The organism is Arthrobacter sp. SAFR-044 (assembly GCF_051965175.1).
Classification (GTDB): Bacteria; Actinomycetota; Actinomycetes; order Actinomycetales; family Micrococcaceae; genus Arthrobacter.
The window spans coordinates 361986-377331 of the sequence record NZ_JBQCMK010000003.1 but is presented as its reverse complement, the minus strand read 5'-3'; the positions used below and the strand labels follow the sequence as shown (position 1 = coordinate 377331).

Sequence of the window (15346 nt, the reverse complement as noted above, 5' to 3'; positions counted from 1 at the left end):
GCGCTGCTGGCACACTGACCCAATGAACAAGGCACCTGAACCGGTACGCAGGCCTGGCATCCGTGCAGCGATGTTTGTTGATTTCGACAATGTCTTTACTGGCCTCCAGGCCCTGGACCCGGCGGCGGCAAGACGCTTTGCCGAGGATCCCAAGCAGTGGGCAGATGCTTTGTCCAACGGGGGAACCGGGGACGAGACCCGGCGGTTCCTGATCCGCAACTGCTACTTGAACCCCATGGTGTACTCCAAATACCGCCCCTACTGGACCCGGGCCGGTTTTCGCGTGATCGACTGCCCCTCGCTGACGCAGCGGGGCAAGAGCAGCACCGACATCAACCTGGTGCTCGATGCCATGGATGCACTTGCCGGAAGCGTAGGTATCGAGGAGTTCTTCATCGCCTCGGCCGACGCCGACTTCACGTCCCTGATCCAGCGGTTCCGGGCAGCCGACCGGATGACCACCGTCATTGCCGCCGGCGCCGTTGCCTTTGCCTACCGGGAGATGGCAGACCATGTGGTGGAGTCCCATGACTTCGTCGCGATTCTCAACGGCACCACCGCGGAACCCATTCACGCCGTGGCGTCAGCGAAACAACCACCCAGCCCGGCAACGGCCAAGGCAAAGGCGAAGACTGGTTCACCCGCTGTCCTTGAAGTGATGAAGTTCGTCCGGTCTGCGCCAGGCCCGGTGGCCGGAGCGATGGTTGCACACCGGGCACTCACCGCAGAGCCGTCGTTGAAGACGGACTGGGCCGGTCTTGGGCGGTTCGGATCCTGGGTGGCGCAGATTGGCAAAGACATCGAATACTCACCCGCCAAGGGCGGCTGGGTCTGGGACGCAAAGAGATTCTCCGCTGAAGACCTTCCCGCGCCTGCCGACGTTCAGCCCGGGGTGGAGGAGCGGGTCACCCGCGTGACGGATGTTCCGGCACTGTCGGCAGCCCAGTTCCGCCAGATCTTCACCTCCATGGAGGCGCGCCTCAGGGAACATCAGCTCAACCGGAATGAGTTGGCCCGGCAGGTGCGGGACGACTGCGTCAGTGCCGGCGAACCTGTCTCCCGCAATGCGGTGAACTTTGTGCTGCAGGGCCTGGCCTACGCCGATTTCCAGTTGCGGGACGACGCGACGGCAGCAGAAATTGCCACGGCCTGGACCGCGAATGTGGAGGAACTTTGCCGGGTGGCGCTGCTGGAATTCGACGCTTCAGAAAAACTGGCAGTCCGCCGGTGGGCAAGCGGCGGTTTGTTGGAGAAGTAAAGAGAGCGGACGACGGCGGATGCGCGTCCGCCGCCGTCCGTTCCCCAACAGTGTGGCCCGGCACGCGCCGTTGAGTGCCGGGCCGGCTACGCTGCGAGCGGCAGGTCGAACAGCTGCTCGGCCAGCCTGATGAGATGGCGTGGAGCGTCGCACTCTCCGTCCAGCCTGTCGCGTCCCAGGAACAGGGCCGTCCCTTGGATGGTTCCGTCAAGGTCGATGCCGGCCTCGCGGATGAGCACCTCGGCGCGGACATTCGTGGCCGGCCTGTTTGGGGGGCTGTCCAGGTAGACGTGCCAATCCATGCCCGCGAGGAGGCCGATGCCGCCTGACGCGATCTTTTGGAAGGCCGTCTCATCAAGGTCGATCGGCCTGATGTGCACCGGCTGGGTGAGTCGGGTGGGGACGACTAAAGCATTGTGTGAGGTCATCATTGTGGTGTCCTTCGGCTGATCCCCCGGCGTTCAGTCCTGGTGAAACTGCCGGGGTGGCGCGGGCGGCCGCGGGCTAGGAGTCCCGGGCGGCCACCCGCTGGCGTGGTCAGCGCTGGTTTTTCCGCGGTTTTACAAAACCGAGTTCGCTGTTTTCATTTTTGGCTCTTTTTTCGGCCCGTTTTTCCAGGATTGATTTGCCGGCCTTTTTAGTGGCGCCGCTTTTGGGGGATTTTCCGGACATCGGAATCACGCCTTTCTTTGCTTTGCGTTATCCGAAACCATACCTGCTTTAATTTTTTTATCCAGTCCTGCCGCGGACCGCCGTGAACCCCGGCAGGGAAGGGATGGGAGCCGCCCATGGATGTGACCCGCCTGCCAGCACAAACTCTCTAATTCGATGCGAAGCGCACTTCTGCACTTTTCCTTACATAAATCACAGAAAATCCTGGATAACCTTCACAAAGGAGGAGAAAAGCGCTCTTTTATTCCCTTGAAACGATCACTTCCAAAATTCCATGAGCCTTGCGGCCAGGGCTTTGCCCTGGTTGTACCCGGCGTGAGCCGCGGCCGGACGGAGTGACGGATCCATCGCGTTGGCACCGAACATGTGCTCGGCCCCGCTGTCCGGGAAGACGGCCTCGACCCTGCTGCCACCCGCGCGCAGCTCTTCCACCTGCGCCGCCAACTGCATGCCCCACTCCAGTGGCATCCGCGTCCTGCCCCCGAAAGGCGACAGAACCAGGACCCGCCCACACCCCGCGGCAAGGTCGGCGTTTTCGTTGCGCCGGTAGCCGCCGTCGATATAGCCCTTGTCTCCAATCCGGTATGCGGAGCCGCTGGAGCAACTTGCTGCTACGGCGTCAACCAGGCCGATGCCGCTGTGGCGGTCAAACACCGCCGGTTCCCCGCTGGTGGCGTCCACTGCAGTGATCAGCAATTCATGCTCGGGCCATTCCTGCCTGGGCAGCCGCGCCGCGACGGTAGCCCGCCACCGCTCCGAGCCGTCGTGGGACGCCGCCAGGTCGAGCGCCGCGGCACCCATCCTGCGGCGCATGTCCGCTGCGTCCGCGGAGGCGGCGATGAGCCTGCCGGTCCGCTCCAAGTGGTTGGGCACCGCGTGGTTGGACGCAGGGCTGCCGGACGCCTGCGTTCCCGCGGGACGCGTCCGCTGCGGAAGCGGAGCGTCCAGGACCGCGGCATAAAGTTCGGCCGGGGTGGCACCGGCAATCTGCGCGGCGGCCGTGGATCCGGCCGAGGTTCCGATGATGCGGTCGGCGCCGGTCACGTCCAGTCCGGCGTCTGCCAGGCCGGCAACGACGCCGATCAGCCAGGCGTTGCCGGTGGAGCCGCCACCACCGAGGACCAGCGCGCGTCTGGCACTCGCCGCCGGAGCATCGTGCGGGATGGAAGAAGGTGTTGTATTCATGGGAGTCGCCTTTCGCGAATTTGCCTGTTCGGCGCTCCCGGTGGCGGCTGGGTCAGCCGCGGATCGTAGACAACGGGGGAGCACCCATTACGTGTACAGCGTTCATGGGTCTCACCTCCTGGAGTCGGTTCACGATCAGGGGAATCTTGGCACACCGGAGCTGCGGTCCGCAACAGGTGGGCTCCCGGCCATTGCGGCGGACCTCCGCCGCGCATAAGGAAGCGGACGACGGCCGGGGGGCACCCGTCGTCGTCCGCTTTGATAGACGTCCCTAGACTTCGCCTCGCCAACCACCGGTTTCGGTGCCACGCGATTCAACGAAGTCCTTGAACTTCCGCATGTCCGCCTTGACCTGCATGGTGTCGATCTTCAGCGCTGCGCCGGCCTTTTCAGTGGCGGTTTCCGGCGCCCATTCGAAATGGACTTTGACCTTGGTGTGGGTGGCATCCAGCGGCGTGAACCTGATGATGCCGGCGTGCGACTTGCCGTCGGTGCTGCGCCAGGCGATCCGGTCATCAGGCGCCTGGTCAACGATTTCCGTATCGAACTCCCTTTGGACCCCGCCCACTTTGGTGACCCAGTGGTTGGTGGTGTCGGTCAGTTGGGTCACCGACTCGACGCCGGACATGAACTGCGGAAAGGATTCGAACTGGGTCCACTGGTTGTACGCGGTCCGCACCGGAACTGCGACTTCAACCGTCTCTTCAACCTCTTCAACGTGTGCCATCTGCTTCCTCCTCATGACGGACGGCCGCAACGGCGGACCGGCAGCACTGGCCATCCTGCCAGTCAGGCAGCCGCCACCTTTGCACGATAAGTCCGGCGACCACCGGTGTCCAGACCCTGAAACCGCAGCGGACGACGGCGGGTGGGCGCCCGCCGTCGTCCGGGACGTTCGGCTCTAGGGACTTTCCCGGTGGCTTGAAAGACTGGCACTGACCGTCTGCCCGAAGAACGCCAGGAACAGGATCATGGCCAGTCATATCCATCCCGCCCAGCAGGTCATCCGGCCGTGAAGTTTCTCGAAAATTCGCCCCGGTTCCTGTTCTTCACCGGCAAGGGTGGGGTGGGCAAGACCTCGGTGGCCTGCGCTGCCGCGCTCTCCCTCGCCAGGGCCGGCAGGAAGGTGCTGCTGGTCAGCACGGATCCGGCCTCCAACATCGGCCAAGTCTTCGGCCTGGCCATTGGAAATACCATCACCGCCATTCCTGATGTGCCGGGCCTCTTTGCGCTGGAGATCGACCCGGAGCAGGCGGCCGACGCGTACCGGGAGCGGATCCTGGCTCCTGTCCGGGGAGTCCTGCCTGAGACGGAACTGGCCGGCATCGCGGAGAGCCTGTCCGGTTCCTGCACCACGGAGGTGGCGTCCTTCGACGAGTTCACCAGCCTGCTCGGAGACGACTCCTCGTACGCGCAGTACCACCACATCATCTTTGATACCGCGCCAACCGGTCACACCATCCGCCTGCTGCAGCTTCCCGGATCATGGACAGATTTCCTCGCCACCGGGGCAGGGGAACCCTCCTGCTTGGGTCCGCTGTCCGGGCTGGACAGGCACAAGGAGGTATACGCAAAGGCGGTCCAGGCACTTGGGGATCCCCTGCGCACCCGGCTTGTCCTGGTGACCCGTGCGCAGGCATCGTCCCTGAAAGAGGTGGAACGGACTTATCTCGAGCTCCACCGGATCGGAATCAGCGGCGGGTATTTGGTCGTCAACGGCGTCTTTCCCAAGGGCGGGGGCGAGGAGGAACTGGCAAAGGCCCTCCGTGCCCCGGGCGGCGGCCTTGGCGACCATTCCGGAGTCAATCGCTGCTCTCCCCCGCGACGTCCTCGACCTCAAAGCCGCCAACATGGTAGGTATTCCCGCGCTCGAGTCACTGTTCACTGCCGCCGCCGGCGCGGAGGAGGGCCCTTCGTCGGTCCCGGAGGTCGAGGATGCACCGCTCGCGGCCTTGGTGGACGGCATCGAGCGGGACGGTCACGGGCTGGTGATGTGCATGGGCAAGGGCGGCGTGGGAAAGACCACGGTTGCCGCCGCAATTGCGGTCTCCCTGGCCAAGAGAGGACACGCGGTCCATCTCACCACCACCGACCCCGCAGCACACCTGACCGAGACACTGCATGGGCCTGTTGCTGGGCTGAAGGTGTCCCGGATCGACCCTGCAACGGCCATTGAGGAATACCGCGCCCACGTCATGGACACCAAGGGCCGCAGCCTGGATGCCGAAGGACGCGCAGCTTTGGCGGAGGACTTGATGTCCCCGTGCACGGACGAGGTGGCGGTGTTCCGGCAGTTTTCCCGGGTGGTCCAGGAGTCCCGGCGGAACTTCGTGGTGATGGACACCGCACCTACCGGACACACCCTGCTGCTCCTGGACGCCACAGGCTCGTACCACCGGGAGATTTCCCGGCAGGTGGGCGACTCGATGGGGTTCGTGACGCCGCTGATGCGCCTGCAGGATCCGGCATTGACGAAGGTCATCCTGGTTACGCTGGCTGAAACCACACCGGTGCTGGAGGCCAAGGAACTGGAAGACGATCTGGAACGGGCCGGGATCAAGCCTTGGGCCTGGGTCATCAACAGCTCGATCGCTGCTGCCCGCCCTCGCACCCCCTTGCTTCAGGCCCGTGCCGCACACGAAATCGAACAGATTGCCACGGTGCGGTCCATGGCGGACATGGTTGCCCTGATTCCCCTGCTGCCCGAAGAGCCGGTGGGTGAAGCGAAATTGGCGTCGCTGGCTGCTCTCACCAGCCAGCGGGTGTAGGGACGCGCAGAAAGCGGACGACGGCGGGTGACGCCCGCCGTCGTCCGCTTCCGTTGGGTGCCTACTGGCTGAAGGGGACCTTTTCCCAGCTCAGCACGTCGGTGCCTTTGGCGCTGTTGCCGGCGACCGTGAAGCGCACGTAGTCCACGGCGTTGTTGGCGCCGTCCACGGTGATGCGCTGCAGGCTGTCCGCGGCGGGCGCCCCGTAGATGTCCAGCCAGGGCGAGCCTTTCGCGAGGGGCTGGTTTTCGGCGAAGACGTGGCTGTCGCCGTTGACCAGGTAGACCGGGGCGTCGAAGTTGTTGGTCTCCTCGACGATGGCCTGCACGATCCCGCGGAAGCCGGAGACGGTGGCCGGGTTTGCCGTGGCATCGGCCAGGAGCGACGGATCGAACATGTCGGCCTGCTGCATGAGCACCACGGCGCGGTCGTTGCTGCGCCTGGCGTCGGCGAAGGACTGGTGGATCTGGGCGGTCACGGCGTCCGTGCGGTGCTGAACCTCGGCAAGCTGCTCGGGCGTGGCTTCAGTTTTGCCCAGGCCGGTCCATGGCAGCAGGGAGTTGTTGCTGCCTTGCACATTCAGTACGGAGAAGGCCACCCGGTTCTTCTCGAAGCGGACATCCTCAGGGAGTCCGAGGCTCTCCTGCGACTTCACCGGCATGGTGGCGCCGAGCGTCTTGCCAGGCTGGTTGAAGAAGACGTCCCGGATCTTGTCCAGGCGCTCCAGTGGGTTGTAGGCGCCGTTGTTGGTGCGGTGGCAGTCCACCCACTCGTTGTCGCCGGGCGTGTACACCAGGGGGTGCGTGAAGGTGTCGAACTGGGAGCGGATGTAGGAGAAGTACTCGTCGGAGCAAACGGTGGAGCCGTTCTTGATATCGCCCACGTGTGCTACAAACTTCAGCTCCTTGTCAGCGTTCAGGTCCTGGATGCGGGACGGGAACTTGGCGATCTCGGTGGCGCCGTAGGGGATGTCGCCGATGGCGGCGAAGGTGAACGCCTGGGCGATGTCGCTGGTGCTGTCCGCCTGGGCTGTTTGGGCGAAGGCGGGCTGCGCCGCAAGGAGGCCGAACGCCAGGGTGAGCGCCGCCGTCGTGATCTTGAGTGTTCTTGCAGGCATGGGTATGGTCCTGTTTCTGTTGTCGGCTGGAGTGGGGGCTCAGGCGCCGCGGGCGGTGAGGAACTGCTGTAGGCCGACGAGGTCGTCTGTGTTGATGTGGTCCACGCCGGCGTCGGCGAGTTCGGTCCAGACGGCGTCGCGGGCGGTACCGGGCTGGTCCGGGGTGGCCCAGAAGCGGACGCGGTAGCCGTTGGCGTGTGCGGTGGTCACGAAGGCGCGCAGCTTAGCGCGTTCGGCCTCGGGCATGGGGCCGACGCCCTGCCAGGTGAAGAGCTTGGTCCAGTTGTCGCTGACCAGCGGCATGAGGGCGGCGGGCAGGCCGGAGGTGAGGTCGGCGGCGCGGCCGTCGTAGAAGCTGTAGCGCTTGTCCTGGGCCTGCATGGTGGCCAGCGGACGGTTGCCGCTGATGACGGCGGTGACCGGGCCGGTCTTGACTTTGCCGTTGGTGTAGCGGCTCATGATGTCCCGGTGCTCAGCCAGTTCCTGCTCGATGGCGGCGTAGGTGGACTCGCCCTCGCTCTTGATGTCGATCAGGAGCTGCAGGCTGCCGTCCCATTTCGGGTAGACGCTGTGGCCAGGCTGGCTGCGGACCAGGTCTCGGAGTGGGTCGAGGTACAGGCGCTCGAGCGTGACGCCCTGCTTGGCGTCGGCCAGGTCGTGAGCCACGCGAAGCTCGCCGTCGACCAGCCATACGTCCGCCTCGACGCTGGTGAAGCCGTGGTCCAGGGCGTCGAACAGGGGGCGGTCATGCTCGTAATCGTTGTGGGCGTGCGTCCCGGCGAGGGGCTGGCCGACGACGGGCGCCGGACTGGGTGCCTCGGCCTGGGCTTGGGTGGGGGCCTGTGCTGGGGCCGCAGTGGCGGGGGCTACGGCTGTCCCGGCCAGGGAGGCGAGGACGGCGACGGCGGCGAGGGTGCTTTTCACGAACACTGGAGTACTCCTGGTACCTCGGGGATGTCCGCCCGGTGATGGGGTGCTCCGGGCGAGAGGGTGCGTGAAAAGACTGCTTGGCCTGGCGAAACGATTCAGGGCTTCCTGGTTGCATCAGAGTGAACGGCGGGGAACTTCAACGTCGGCGCGGGCATGAGTTCCCCGGCCGTGATGGAGCTCGAGGGTGTGTCCTCTGGGCAGCCCGACTGACCGCTCGTCAGGAGACCGCGAGATAATCCACAACCAATACCTCAAGCACGCTGGCCCCTTCCGGAAGCCAGCCCGGCGGCCAGAGTGTGGGTTCCCGGTCCGCTTGCTCGGCGTTGTACTGGCGGCCACTTGGAGAAGTCCAGCCCGGCGGCTCATTCCGGGAAGCCGGACCAGGACTCCAGCCGGTTCGGTGCTTGAGCCGGTGATGTTTGGGGCACAACTGTCCCAGATTGCTGATTCCGGTGGCGCCTCCGCGCTCCCAGGCCCTGAGGTGGTCCGCCTCATTGTCCTGGCTGTGGTTGCTGCAGCCGGGAAAAGTGCACTTTCCATCCCGCATCCTCAACCACCGCTTCAGCGATTCCGGGAGCCGGTAGCTGGTCCGGCCAAGTTCAAGCGGAGCTCCGTCGCGTGGGTCCACCAAAACGCGGTAGAACGAGCCGGCACCTTCCGCGACAAGTTTGCGCGCCATCGATGCAGGAATGGGTCCGTAATTGTCCAGGTCTGCAGGCTCGTCTGCGGCACCGAGGAGGGAACAGACCGGTACCGTGACCAGCACATCAGCTTTGAGGGACGGCCCAGGCCCGGCGAGGTCCCCGGTGTCCCCGAGCAGCAATTTTGCGGCCACGTCTGCCCTGAGCTGGGTAAGGGTTCTCGGCTCGTCCGGTCCCTGCAACCCACGGGCCAGGGCGGACGTCCTGTTCCAGATGGCACAGGCCGTGTCCGCAGCCATGTAGAGCGAAACACGGGCCATACCGTCCCGGTCCGGCGAGTACTCCATCCGCCGATCTGCAACGGACTTCACATGCCTGATTGTCAGGGACTCGGGGTGATGGCGTTCCCGCCAGGCGCGCACTTTCCGACGGAAACGACCCGGGACCAGCTCTCCGGCAGATGCACCCCGGGCCGCGTTAGGCGCCTCCGGGTCCAGGAAGTGAGCTTCCAAGGCTGTTGCAGCTGCAGCGTCCAGGCTGCTGGTTTCGTCGACCATGATCTGGGCATGCCGCCAGGAGACGGCGCCGGCCTCCATGGCCTTAAGCGTCGCCGGAAGAGAGCAGGTGAGCGCATGGGCGTCCTGCAGCAGCGCGGATGCGGCTCCTTCGGCGATGGTGAGCGTACAGGCGACTTCGGCGACGACACTCATGTCCCGCGCCGATGATTCATAGGCGCTTTCCGCCGGCGCTTCCATGGCGGCTGCGGCCTCCGAATACTCTGCGAGCAGCCGCACTTTCACGGCTGCAGTAGCAGCTTCGATCCGGGCCACGATGCCCAGACCGTCCAGGCAGGACTCGGCAACTTCCCGAAGCGGATCATGACTGTCGACGCCGTGAGCACTATCTGCCGCATTCGAAGAACCGCTCAGGGCTCCTGCAAGCTCGTCCACCAGCCCGGTCAGGGATGCGACGGCACCGGACACCCCGGCCTTGCCTTTCGCATCCACAACCGCTCCGGTTTCCATAACCAAAGCTTTCCAGGAGGGTCCGACATTTTAGTTCGGCGACGCAATACACCCGCAACCGTTCGTTGCCCGCCGCTTCTGCTCCCAGTCCAAAGTTTCACACTCAACCAACATGGTTTCCGTCGACCGGGGTCCTGCAGTGCCGTCCTGATCCCCAGAGCAACATCAGGATCGCGAAAAATTGACGGGAGGACCCACTGCCCGATGGGGTCGGTGAGTGCTGTTTCATCGAAGGCTGCCAGGACGGGCGACGTCGCGCCAACCATCGGATCGATCTGCTGGCTTCGGGCCGGCCGGCTACAACGGAGCTTCATGGTCCGGAGCACTTAGGCTTTAACCGCCTGAACGGTATGGCACGTGGCCGCACCGGCCCCTGCCATAACCGTCACTCCTGCCGGAACGCCGAGATGCCTGTAATCCGCTGGCCCAGGATAAGGGTGTGGACCTCGTCGGTACCTTCATACGTGCGCACTGACTCAAGGTTGTTCGCGTGCCTCAACGGCGAGTAGTCCAGAGTGATGCCGTTACCACCAAGGATGGTGCGTGCTTCCCGGCAGATGGCGATCGCCTCGCGGACGTTGTTCAGCTTACCCACGGAGATCTGAACAGGCTCCAACGTCCCAGCGTCCTTCAGTCGACCGGTATGAAGGGCCAGCAGGGTCCCCTTCTGGATTTCCAGCAGCATATTTACCAGCTTTTCCTGCGTGAGCTGGTAGCCGGCGAGTGGCTTGCCGAACTGGAGCCGGTCCCGGGCATAGGCCAGTGCGGCTTCGTAGGAGTCCCGGGCTGCACCCATGGCGCCCCAGATGATTCCGTAGCGGGCTTCGTTGAGACAGGAGAACGGGCCGCTGAGTCCGCGCGCGCCGGGCAGGAGTGCGCTGGCGGGCAACCGGACTTCATCGAGACTGATGTCACACTGGATGGAGGCCCGCATTGACAGCTTTGAACTGATGGGCGTCGCGCTGAAGCCGGGGGTGTCCGTCGGCACGATGAACCCGCGGATCCCATCGGCGGTGTTGGCCCAGATGACAGCGATCTGCGCCACGGAAGCAAGCCCGATCCAGCGCTTTGCCCCGTTGATGACCCAACCGCCGTCTCCGTCAGGTGCCGCAAAAGTCGCCATGCTGGAAGGATCGGAGCCGGCTGTGGGCTCGGTAAGCCCGAAACAGCCGATCTTCTCACCCCGAGCCATCGCCGGCAGGTGCTCGTTCCGCTGCTCCTCGGACCCCCACTTGTGGATGGCGCTCATGGCCAGGGAGCCCTGGACGCTGACAAAAGTCCGAAGCCCTGAGTCGCCGGCTTCCAACTCCATGGCGGCGAGGCCGTACTCGACGGCGCTGCGGCCCGGGCATCCGTAGCCTTTCAGGTGCATCCCGAGGACCCCCAACTTTCCAAGCTCGGGCACAAGTTCGAGCGGGAAGCGGGCATCCTCATACCAGCCGGCGATTTTGGGCCGAATCCGTTCATCCACGAAGTCCCGGACAGTGCTGCGCAACTGCAGTTCCCGGGGACTCAGAAGGCTATCGAAGTTGAGTACATCGTCGAGGACCATGGGGGGCGCGGTAACAGTCACGGTGGATTCTCCTGGCGGGTAAGAGGGCGGTTGGCGGCGGTACAGGCGCAAATATGCACCGGCGTGATCTCCACCACTGTGCCAGTCCAATTGCCGTCAGATCCAATACCTAATAATGAATCCGCTTATGCTTCATCGGCATCAATGAACGGCTCACGCCGGTGACGGAAGGACCTCTTCCGAGAGCCGAAGAACCTCGCGCAGAGCCGGACTGGCATTGTCCTTCCGCCAAACCAGCCGCAGTTGGATGGCATCCGCCGGGTCGTCCAGGGGCAGAAACACGACACCCGGGTGGCTGAAGTTTTCAGGCACCGAGGAGACCGTCAGCGCGACACCGATTTCCGCCGCCACCAGCGCCATGAGCGTCTGGGAATCCGGCGCCACCTGGGCAATCTCCACGACATACCCCGCCGCACTGGAAAGCCTCCGAAGGTGGTCATGGAGGATGGCGCCAGGATGCTCCGGCAACGTAACGAAAGGCTGCCCCGCAAGATCGGCCATGCGCAGCGAAGCCTGTCCACTCAACGGGTGGCTTTCATACAGCGCCACAACGAGCCGCTCGTTGGCCACGATCCGGGAGTCGAGGACAGCGGGAATGAAGTTCCAGCGGCCCAGGCCGACTTCCATGGCCCCGCCCATGACCTTGTCCATGGCCGGTAGCGCGAAGTTGGAACTGGAGAGCTCAAAGTCGATTCCGGGGTGCACTTCCCGGACACGCTTGGCGAGCCTGCCAACCATCACATGCGAGGAAACACCGGCAAAGGCGACCCGCACGCGCCCGGTTTCGCCACGGCCCACCGAGGCCACCGCCAGGCGGCCCCGCCGGCACCCTTCGAGTATGTCGCGTGCCGGGCCGACCAACGCCTGGCCTTCGGCGGTCAACTGGACTGTCCGTGTGCTGCGGATAAAGAGGGGCGCCTTTAGTTCATGCTCAAGCCGCTGAATGGAACGGCTCAACGGCGGCTGGGCCATATGAAGCCGGCGGGCGGCCCGGCCGAAATGCAATTCCTCCGCCACGGCAAGGAAGGCCCGAATCTGATGTATTTCCACTCCCGCGCTCAGCTCCTGCCCAGGTAAACGTCATTGTCCATACGCCCAAGATACCCAAGGAACGCGCCGACGCTGATGACGGGCGGGTATCAGTCCAGCACCAAATACGTATTGGACGTGAATCAGTCCGCTTGCAAAGGTTGGTGATGCAGACCACATTGCGGAGGATTTAAGATGACACAACCGATCGACGAATCGGTCTCCAGACGGCAGGACCAGCCTGCTGGAGGCAACGATAACCACGGCTTTGATGCCCTGGGCAGGGCAAGCGCCGGGCCCCTCGCCGGCATCGTGGTCGCAGATTTCAGCAGAGTGCTGGCCGGCCCGTACGCCACCATGCTCCTGGCTGACATGGGCGCCACAGTGATCAAGGTGGAAGGCCCCGAGGGTGACGACACCCGCACCTACATGCCGCCGGTCCGGGACGGCGAGGCCACCTTCTTCTTAGCGGTCAACCGCAACAAACATTCCATTGCCCTGGACCTGAAAGACCCGGAGGACCTCGACGTAGCGCGTTCCCTGATCCGCACCGCTGACGTCATGATCGAAAATTTCAAGCCCGGCAACATGGCGCGGCTGGGGCTGGACTATGCGTCCGCGGCCGGATTGAACCCGGACATTATCTATGCCTCCATCACTGGATTCGGCACCGGGGCCGGCGCACACATTCCGGGATACGACCTGTTGGTACAGGCCGCCTCGGGAATGATGAGCCTGACCGGGGATCAGGACACCCAACCATACCGGGCAGGCATCGCCCTGTTCGACGTCATCACAGGCCTGCACGCCGCCATCGGCATCCTGGGGGCACTGCACCACAAGGACCGGACCGGCGAGGGTCAGCTCGTGGAACTGAACCTGCTGACCTCTGCCCTTTCCGGCATGGTGAACCAGTCTGCCGCCTATGTAACAGGCGGTGTAGTCCCCACCAGGATGGGGAACGAACACCCCAGCATGTATCCCTACGCTCCGATGCAGACCGGGGACGGCACCATCATCATTGCGACGGGCAATGACGCCCAGTTCGTCCGGCTGTGCGGGGCACTGGGAATCCCCGAAGTGGCCCGGGATCCAAAGTTCGCCACAACCCTGCAGCGCAACGCCCACCGCAACGAACTGCGCGGCATCCTGCATGCCCAGTTGGCGGCCCGGTCAGCGGACGAGTGGTTCCGTGAGCTCTCCTCGGCAGGGCTGCCGTGCGCGCCGATCCAGGATGTCCGTGGCGGTGTTGCGCTCGCTGAACAGCTGGGGCTGAACCCGGTAGTGATGGCGGGCGAGGGGCCCCGGAAGATACCCACCGTCCGCCACCCTGTCGAATATTCCCTCACGCCGGTGGACTACTCGCTCGCGCCCCCGGAATTAAACGAAAGCTCCGGGTTGGTGCGGGACTGGCTGCTGCACCGGAAAGCCTTGACCCATGTCTGAGACCTACCGGACCCGGGTGTGCCCCCGATGGTCCGACCAGGACCTCAACGGACACGTCAACCATGCCGCCGTGGTGACGCTCCTTGAAGAGTCCAGGATCAAGTGGCGGTCCTCGATGCCGGGAATCGGCCCGGCCGAAGCCACGCCTACGGTAGTGGCCAGCCTCGAATTGAACTATCGGCGGCCGGTTCATCACGGCGAAGACCTGGAGGTTGAACTCGCAGTGACCAGGATCGGGACGAGTTCGTTCAGCCTGGAATTCAAGGGCAGCCAACAGGGGGCAGTCGCCGTGGACGGCCGGACCGTGCTGGTTTCAGTCCAGCCGCACACCGGCAATTCCCGGCCCTTGGCGGACCACGAGCGCCACTGGCTCACCCTTTTCCAGCCTTCACACGACAATACGGACCCGCAGGGTACGAGGGTCCCCGATCACACAGCACTGGAGCTCACGCAATGACACCGGAAACGGCCGCAAACGCCACCGATTTTTACCTCATGGACGATTTCCTCAGCGCTGAGGACCGGGCGCTCCGGCTGAAAGTGCGCGCCTTCGTCGACAAAGAACTACTGCCGGTGATTAACGGTTATTGGGAACGTGCCGAGTTTCCCTTCGAACTTGTTCCCAAGCTTGCCGGGCTCGGCATCGCCGGGTCAACCATTCAGGGCTACGGCTGTCCTGGGTTAAGCCGGCTTGCCGCCGGGATTGTTGCCGCCGAGGTCTCCCGTGGCGACGGTTCCGTCAATACCTTCCTCGGTGTCCAGTCCGGACTGGCCATGGGAACCATCAACATGCTCGGCAGCGAGGAGCAAAGACAGCGCTGGCTCCCGGCCATGGCCGCCCTTAACAAGATCGGTGCCTTCGCCCTGACCGAACCTGAGCACGGGTCTGATTCCGTGGCGCTCGAAACCAGCGCGCGGCGGGATGGGGACTCCTACATCATCAGTGGGCGCAAGCGCTGGATCGGCAACGCCAGCATGGCCGACGTCGTCATCATCTTTGCCCGCGACGAAGCAGACGCGAAGGTAAAGGCGTTCGTGATGGAGCGAAACGCGGACGGCAGCTTTCCAGACGGTTACTCCACCGAAGTCATCACCGGCAAGATCGGCAAGCGGGCGATCCTCCAGCCGGATATCACCCTCGATAACCTCCGGATCCCGGCCGCCAACCGGCTCCCGGAATGCCACTCGTTCAAGGACGTCACCCGCGTACTGACCTCAACGCGAAGCGGCGCGTCCTGGGAGTCCTACGGCCACGCAATGGCTGCCTACGAGATTGCACTGGACTACGCGAAGACCCGCCAGCAGTTCGGCAAACCCATCGGCAGTTTCCAGCTCGTGCAGAACAAACTGGCCAACATGCTCGCCGAACTGACCGCCATGCAGCTGATCTGCTTCCGGCTGGCCGAACTCGCCGAAGACGACCGGATGACCGGGCCCATGGCGTCACTCGCCAAAATGCATACGGCACGGAAAGCCCGCTGGATCTGTTCCGAAGCGCGGGACATGCTCGGCGGCAACGGCGTACTGCTGGAGAACCACGTGGCGAGGCACATGACCGACATGGAGGTTGTCTCCACCTACGAAGGCACAGACTCCATCCAGTCCCTGCTCGTAGGCCGGGAGATCACCGGCCTCTCCGCCTTCAGCTAGATGCCCGATGGGCTTCGGCAGCACGACTTTAACGAAATCCGTAGACGCAAAG

General features: G+C 64.2%; 14 protein-coding genes and 1 pseudogene. 6 read left to right on the top strand and 9 right to left on the bottom strand.

Features of this window, described 5'->3' with window-relative positions:
* Positions 1–22 precede the first annotated feature (22 nt).
* Positions 23–1258, top strand: coding sequence for an NYN domain-containing protein (locus tag ACTHQS_RS06815; RefSeq protein ID WP_440167247.1), 1236 nt, complete (start codon positions 23–25; stop codon positions 1256–1258).
* 86 nt (positions 1259–1344) lie between these two features.
* On the opposite strand, the gene ACTHQS_RS06810 is transcribed toward ACTHQS_RS06815, so the two are convergent.
* The 4 genes from ACTHQS_RS06810 to ACTHQS_RS06795 form a co-directional block, all read right to left on the bottom strand.
* Positions 1345–1689, bottom strand: a complete 345-nt coding sequence (locus ACTHQS_RS06810) for a hypothetical protein (RefSeq protein ID WP_440167246.1) — start codon at positions 1687–1689, stop codon at positions 1345–1347.
* Positions 1690–1795: 106 nt separating this feature from the next.
* Positions 1796–1930: a hypothetical protein gene (locus ACTHQS_RS06805; protein ID WP_440167245.1), complete on the bottom strand. Its 135-nt coding sequence runs from the start codon at positions 1928–1930 to the stop codon at positions 1796–1798.
* Positions 1931–2188: 258 nt separating this feature from the next.
* Positions 2189–3115, bottom strand: a complete 927-nt coding sequence (locus ACTHQS_RS06800) for a patatin-like phospholipase family protein (RefSeq protein WP_440167244.1) — start codon at positions 3113–3115, stop codon at positions 2189–2191.
* Positions 3116–3386: 271 nt separating this feature from the next.
* Positions 3387–3842, bottom strand: coding sequence for an SRPBCC family protein (locus ACTHQS_RS06795; protein ID WP_440167242.1), 456 nt, complete (start codon positions 3840–3842; stop codon positions 3387–3389).
* Positions 3843–4127: 285 nt separating this feature from the next.
* Between ACTHQS_RS06795 and ACTHQS_RS06790 the strand changes: the two are divergent.
* Together ACTHQS_RS06790 and ACTHQS_RS06785 are read left to right on the top strand one after the other, a co-directional pair.
* Positions 4128–4820, top strand: a pseudogene (locus ACTHQS_RS06790) (TRC40/GET3/ArsA family transport-energizing ATPase); the annotation flags it as partial.
* 79 nt (positions 4821–4899) lie between these two features.
* Positions 4900–5883 (top strand): ArsA-related P-loop ATPase, encoded by a 984-nt coding sequence (locus ACTHQS_RS06785; protein WP_440167240.1) that lies wholly within the window; start codon positions 4900–4902, stop codon positions 5881–5883.
* 61 nt (positions 5884–5944) lie between these two features.
* Here ACTHQS_RS06785 and ACTHQS_RS06780 read toward each other — a convergent pair whose 3' ends face one another.
* From ACTHQS_RS06780 to ACTHQS_RS06760, 5 genes are all read right to left on the bottom strand, one after another.
* On the bottom strand, positions 5945–7000 hold the full coding sequence (locus tag ACTHQS_RS06780; protein WP_440167238.1) for a hypothetical protein: 1056 nt from the start codon (positions 6998–7000) through the stop codon (positions 5945–5947).
* Between the two features lie 39 nt (positions 7001–7039).
* Complete coding sequence (locus ACTHQS_RS06775; protein ID WP_440167236.1) at positions 7040–7930, bottom strand: phosphatidylinositol-specific phospholipase C/glycerophosphodiester phosphodiesterase family protein; 891 nt, start codon at positions 7928–7930, stop codon at positions 7040–7042.
* Positions 7931–8147: 217 nt separating this feature from the next.
* On the bottom strand, positions 8148–9596 hold the full coding sequence (locus ACTHQS_RS06770) for a DUF222 domain-containing protein (RefSeq protein WP_440167234.1): 1449 nt from the start codon (positions 9594–9596) through the stop codon (positions 8148–8150).
* A 385-nt stretch (positions 9597–9981) separates the two neighbouring features.
* Positions 9982–11148: an acyl-CoA dehydrogenase family protein gene (locus tag ACTHQS_RS06765; protein WP_440167420.1), complete on the bottom strand. Its 1167-nt coding sequence runs from the start codon at positions 11146–11148 to the stop codon at positions 9982–9984.
* Positions 11149–11322: 174 nt separating this feature from the next.
* Positions 11323–12219, bottom strand: coding sequence for a LysR substrate-binding domain-containing protein (locus ACTHQS_RS06760; RefSeq protein WP_440167232.1), 897 nt, complete (start codon positions 12217–12219; stop codon positions 11323–11325).
* A 174-nt stretch (positions 12220–12393) separates the two neighbouring features.
* On the opposite strand from ACTHQS_RS06760, the gene ACTHQS_RS06755 reads away from it, so the two are divergent.
* Genes ACTHQS_RS06755 through ACTHQS_RS06745 form a run of 3 tightly spaced genes read left to right on the top strand, consistent with a single transcriptional unit; the run spans position 12394 to position 15294 of the window.
* Positions 12394–13644 carry a CaiB/BaiF CoA transferase family protein gene (locus ACTHQS_RS06755; protein WP_440167230.1) on the top strand — a complete coding sequence of 417 codons (1251 nt, stop codon included), beginning with the start codon at positions 12394–12396 and terminating at the stop codon, positions 13642–13644.
* Positions 13637–14101 (top strand): acyl-CoA thioesterase, encoded by a 465-nt coding sequence (locus ACTHQS_RS06750; protein WP_440167228.1) that lies wholly within the window; start codon positions 13637–13639, stop codon positions 14099–14101. The genes ACTHQS_RS06755 and ACTHQS_RS06750 overlap by 8 nt, the downstream gene beginning before the upstream one ends.
* Entirely contained in the window at positions 14098–15294 is a 1197-nt protein-coding gene (locus tag ACTHQS_RS06745; protein WP_440167226.1) for an acyl-CoA dehydrogenase family protein, read from the top strand. The genes ACTHQS_RS06750 and ACTHQS_RS06745 overlap by 4 nt, the downstream gene beginning before the upstream one ends.
* The last annotated feature ends 52 nt before the right edge of the window (positions 15295–15346 follow it).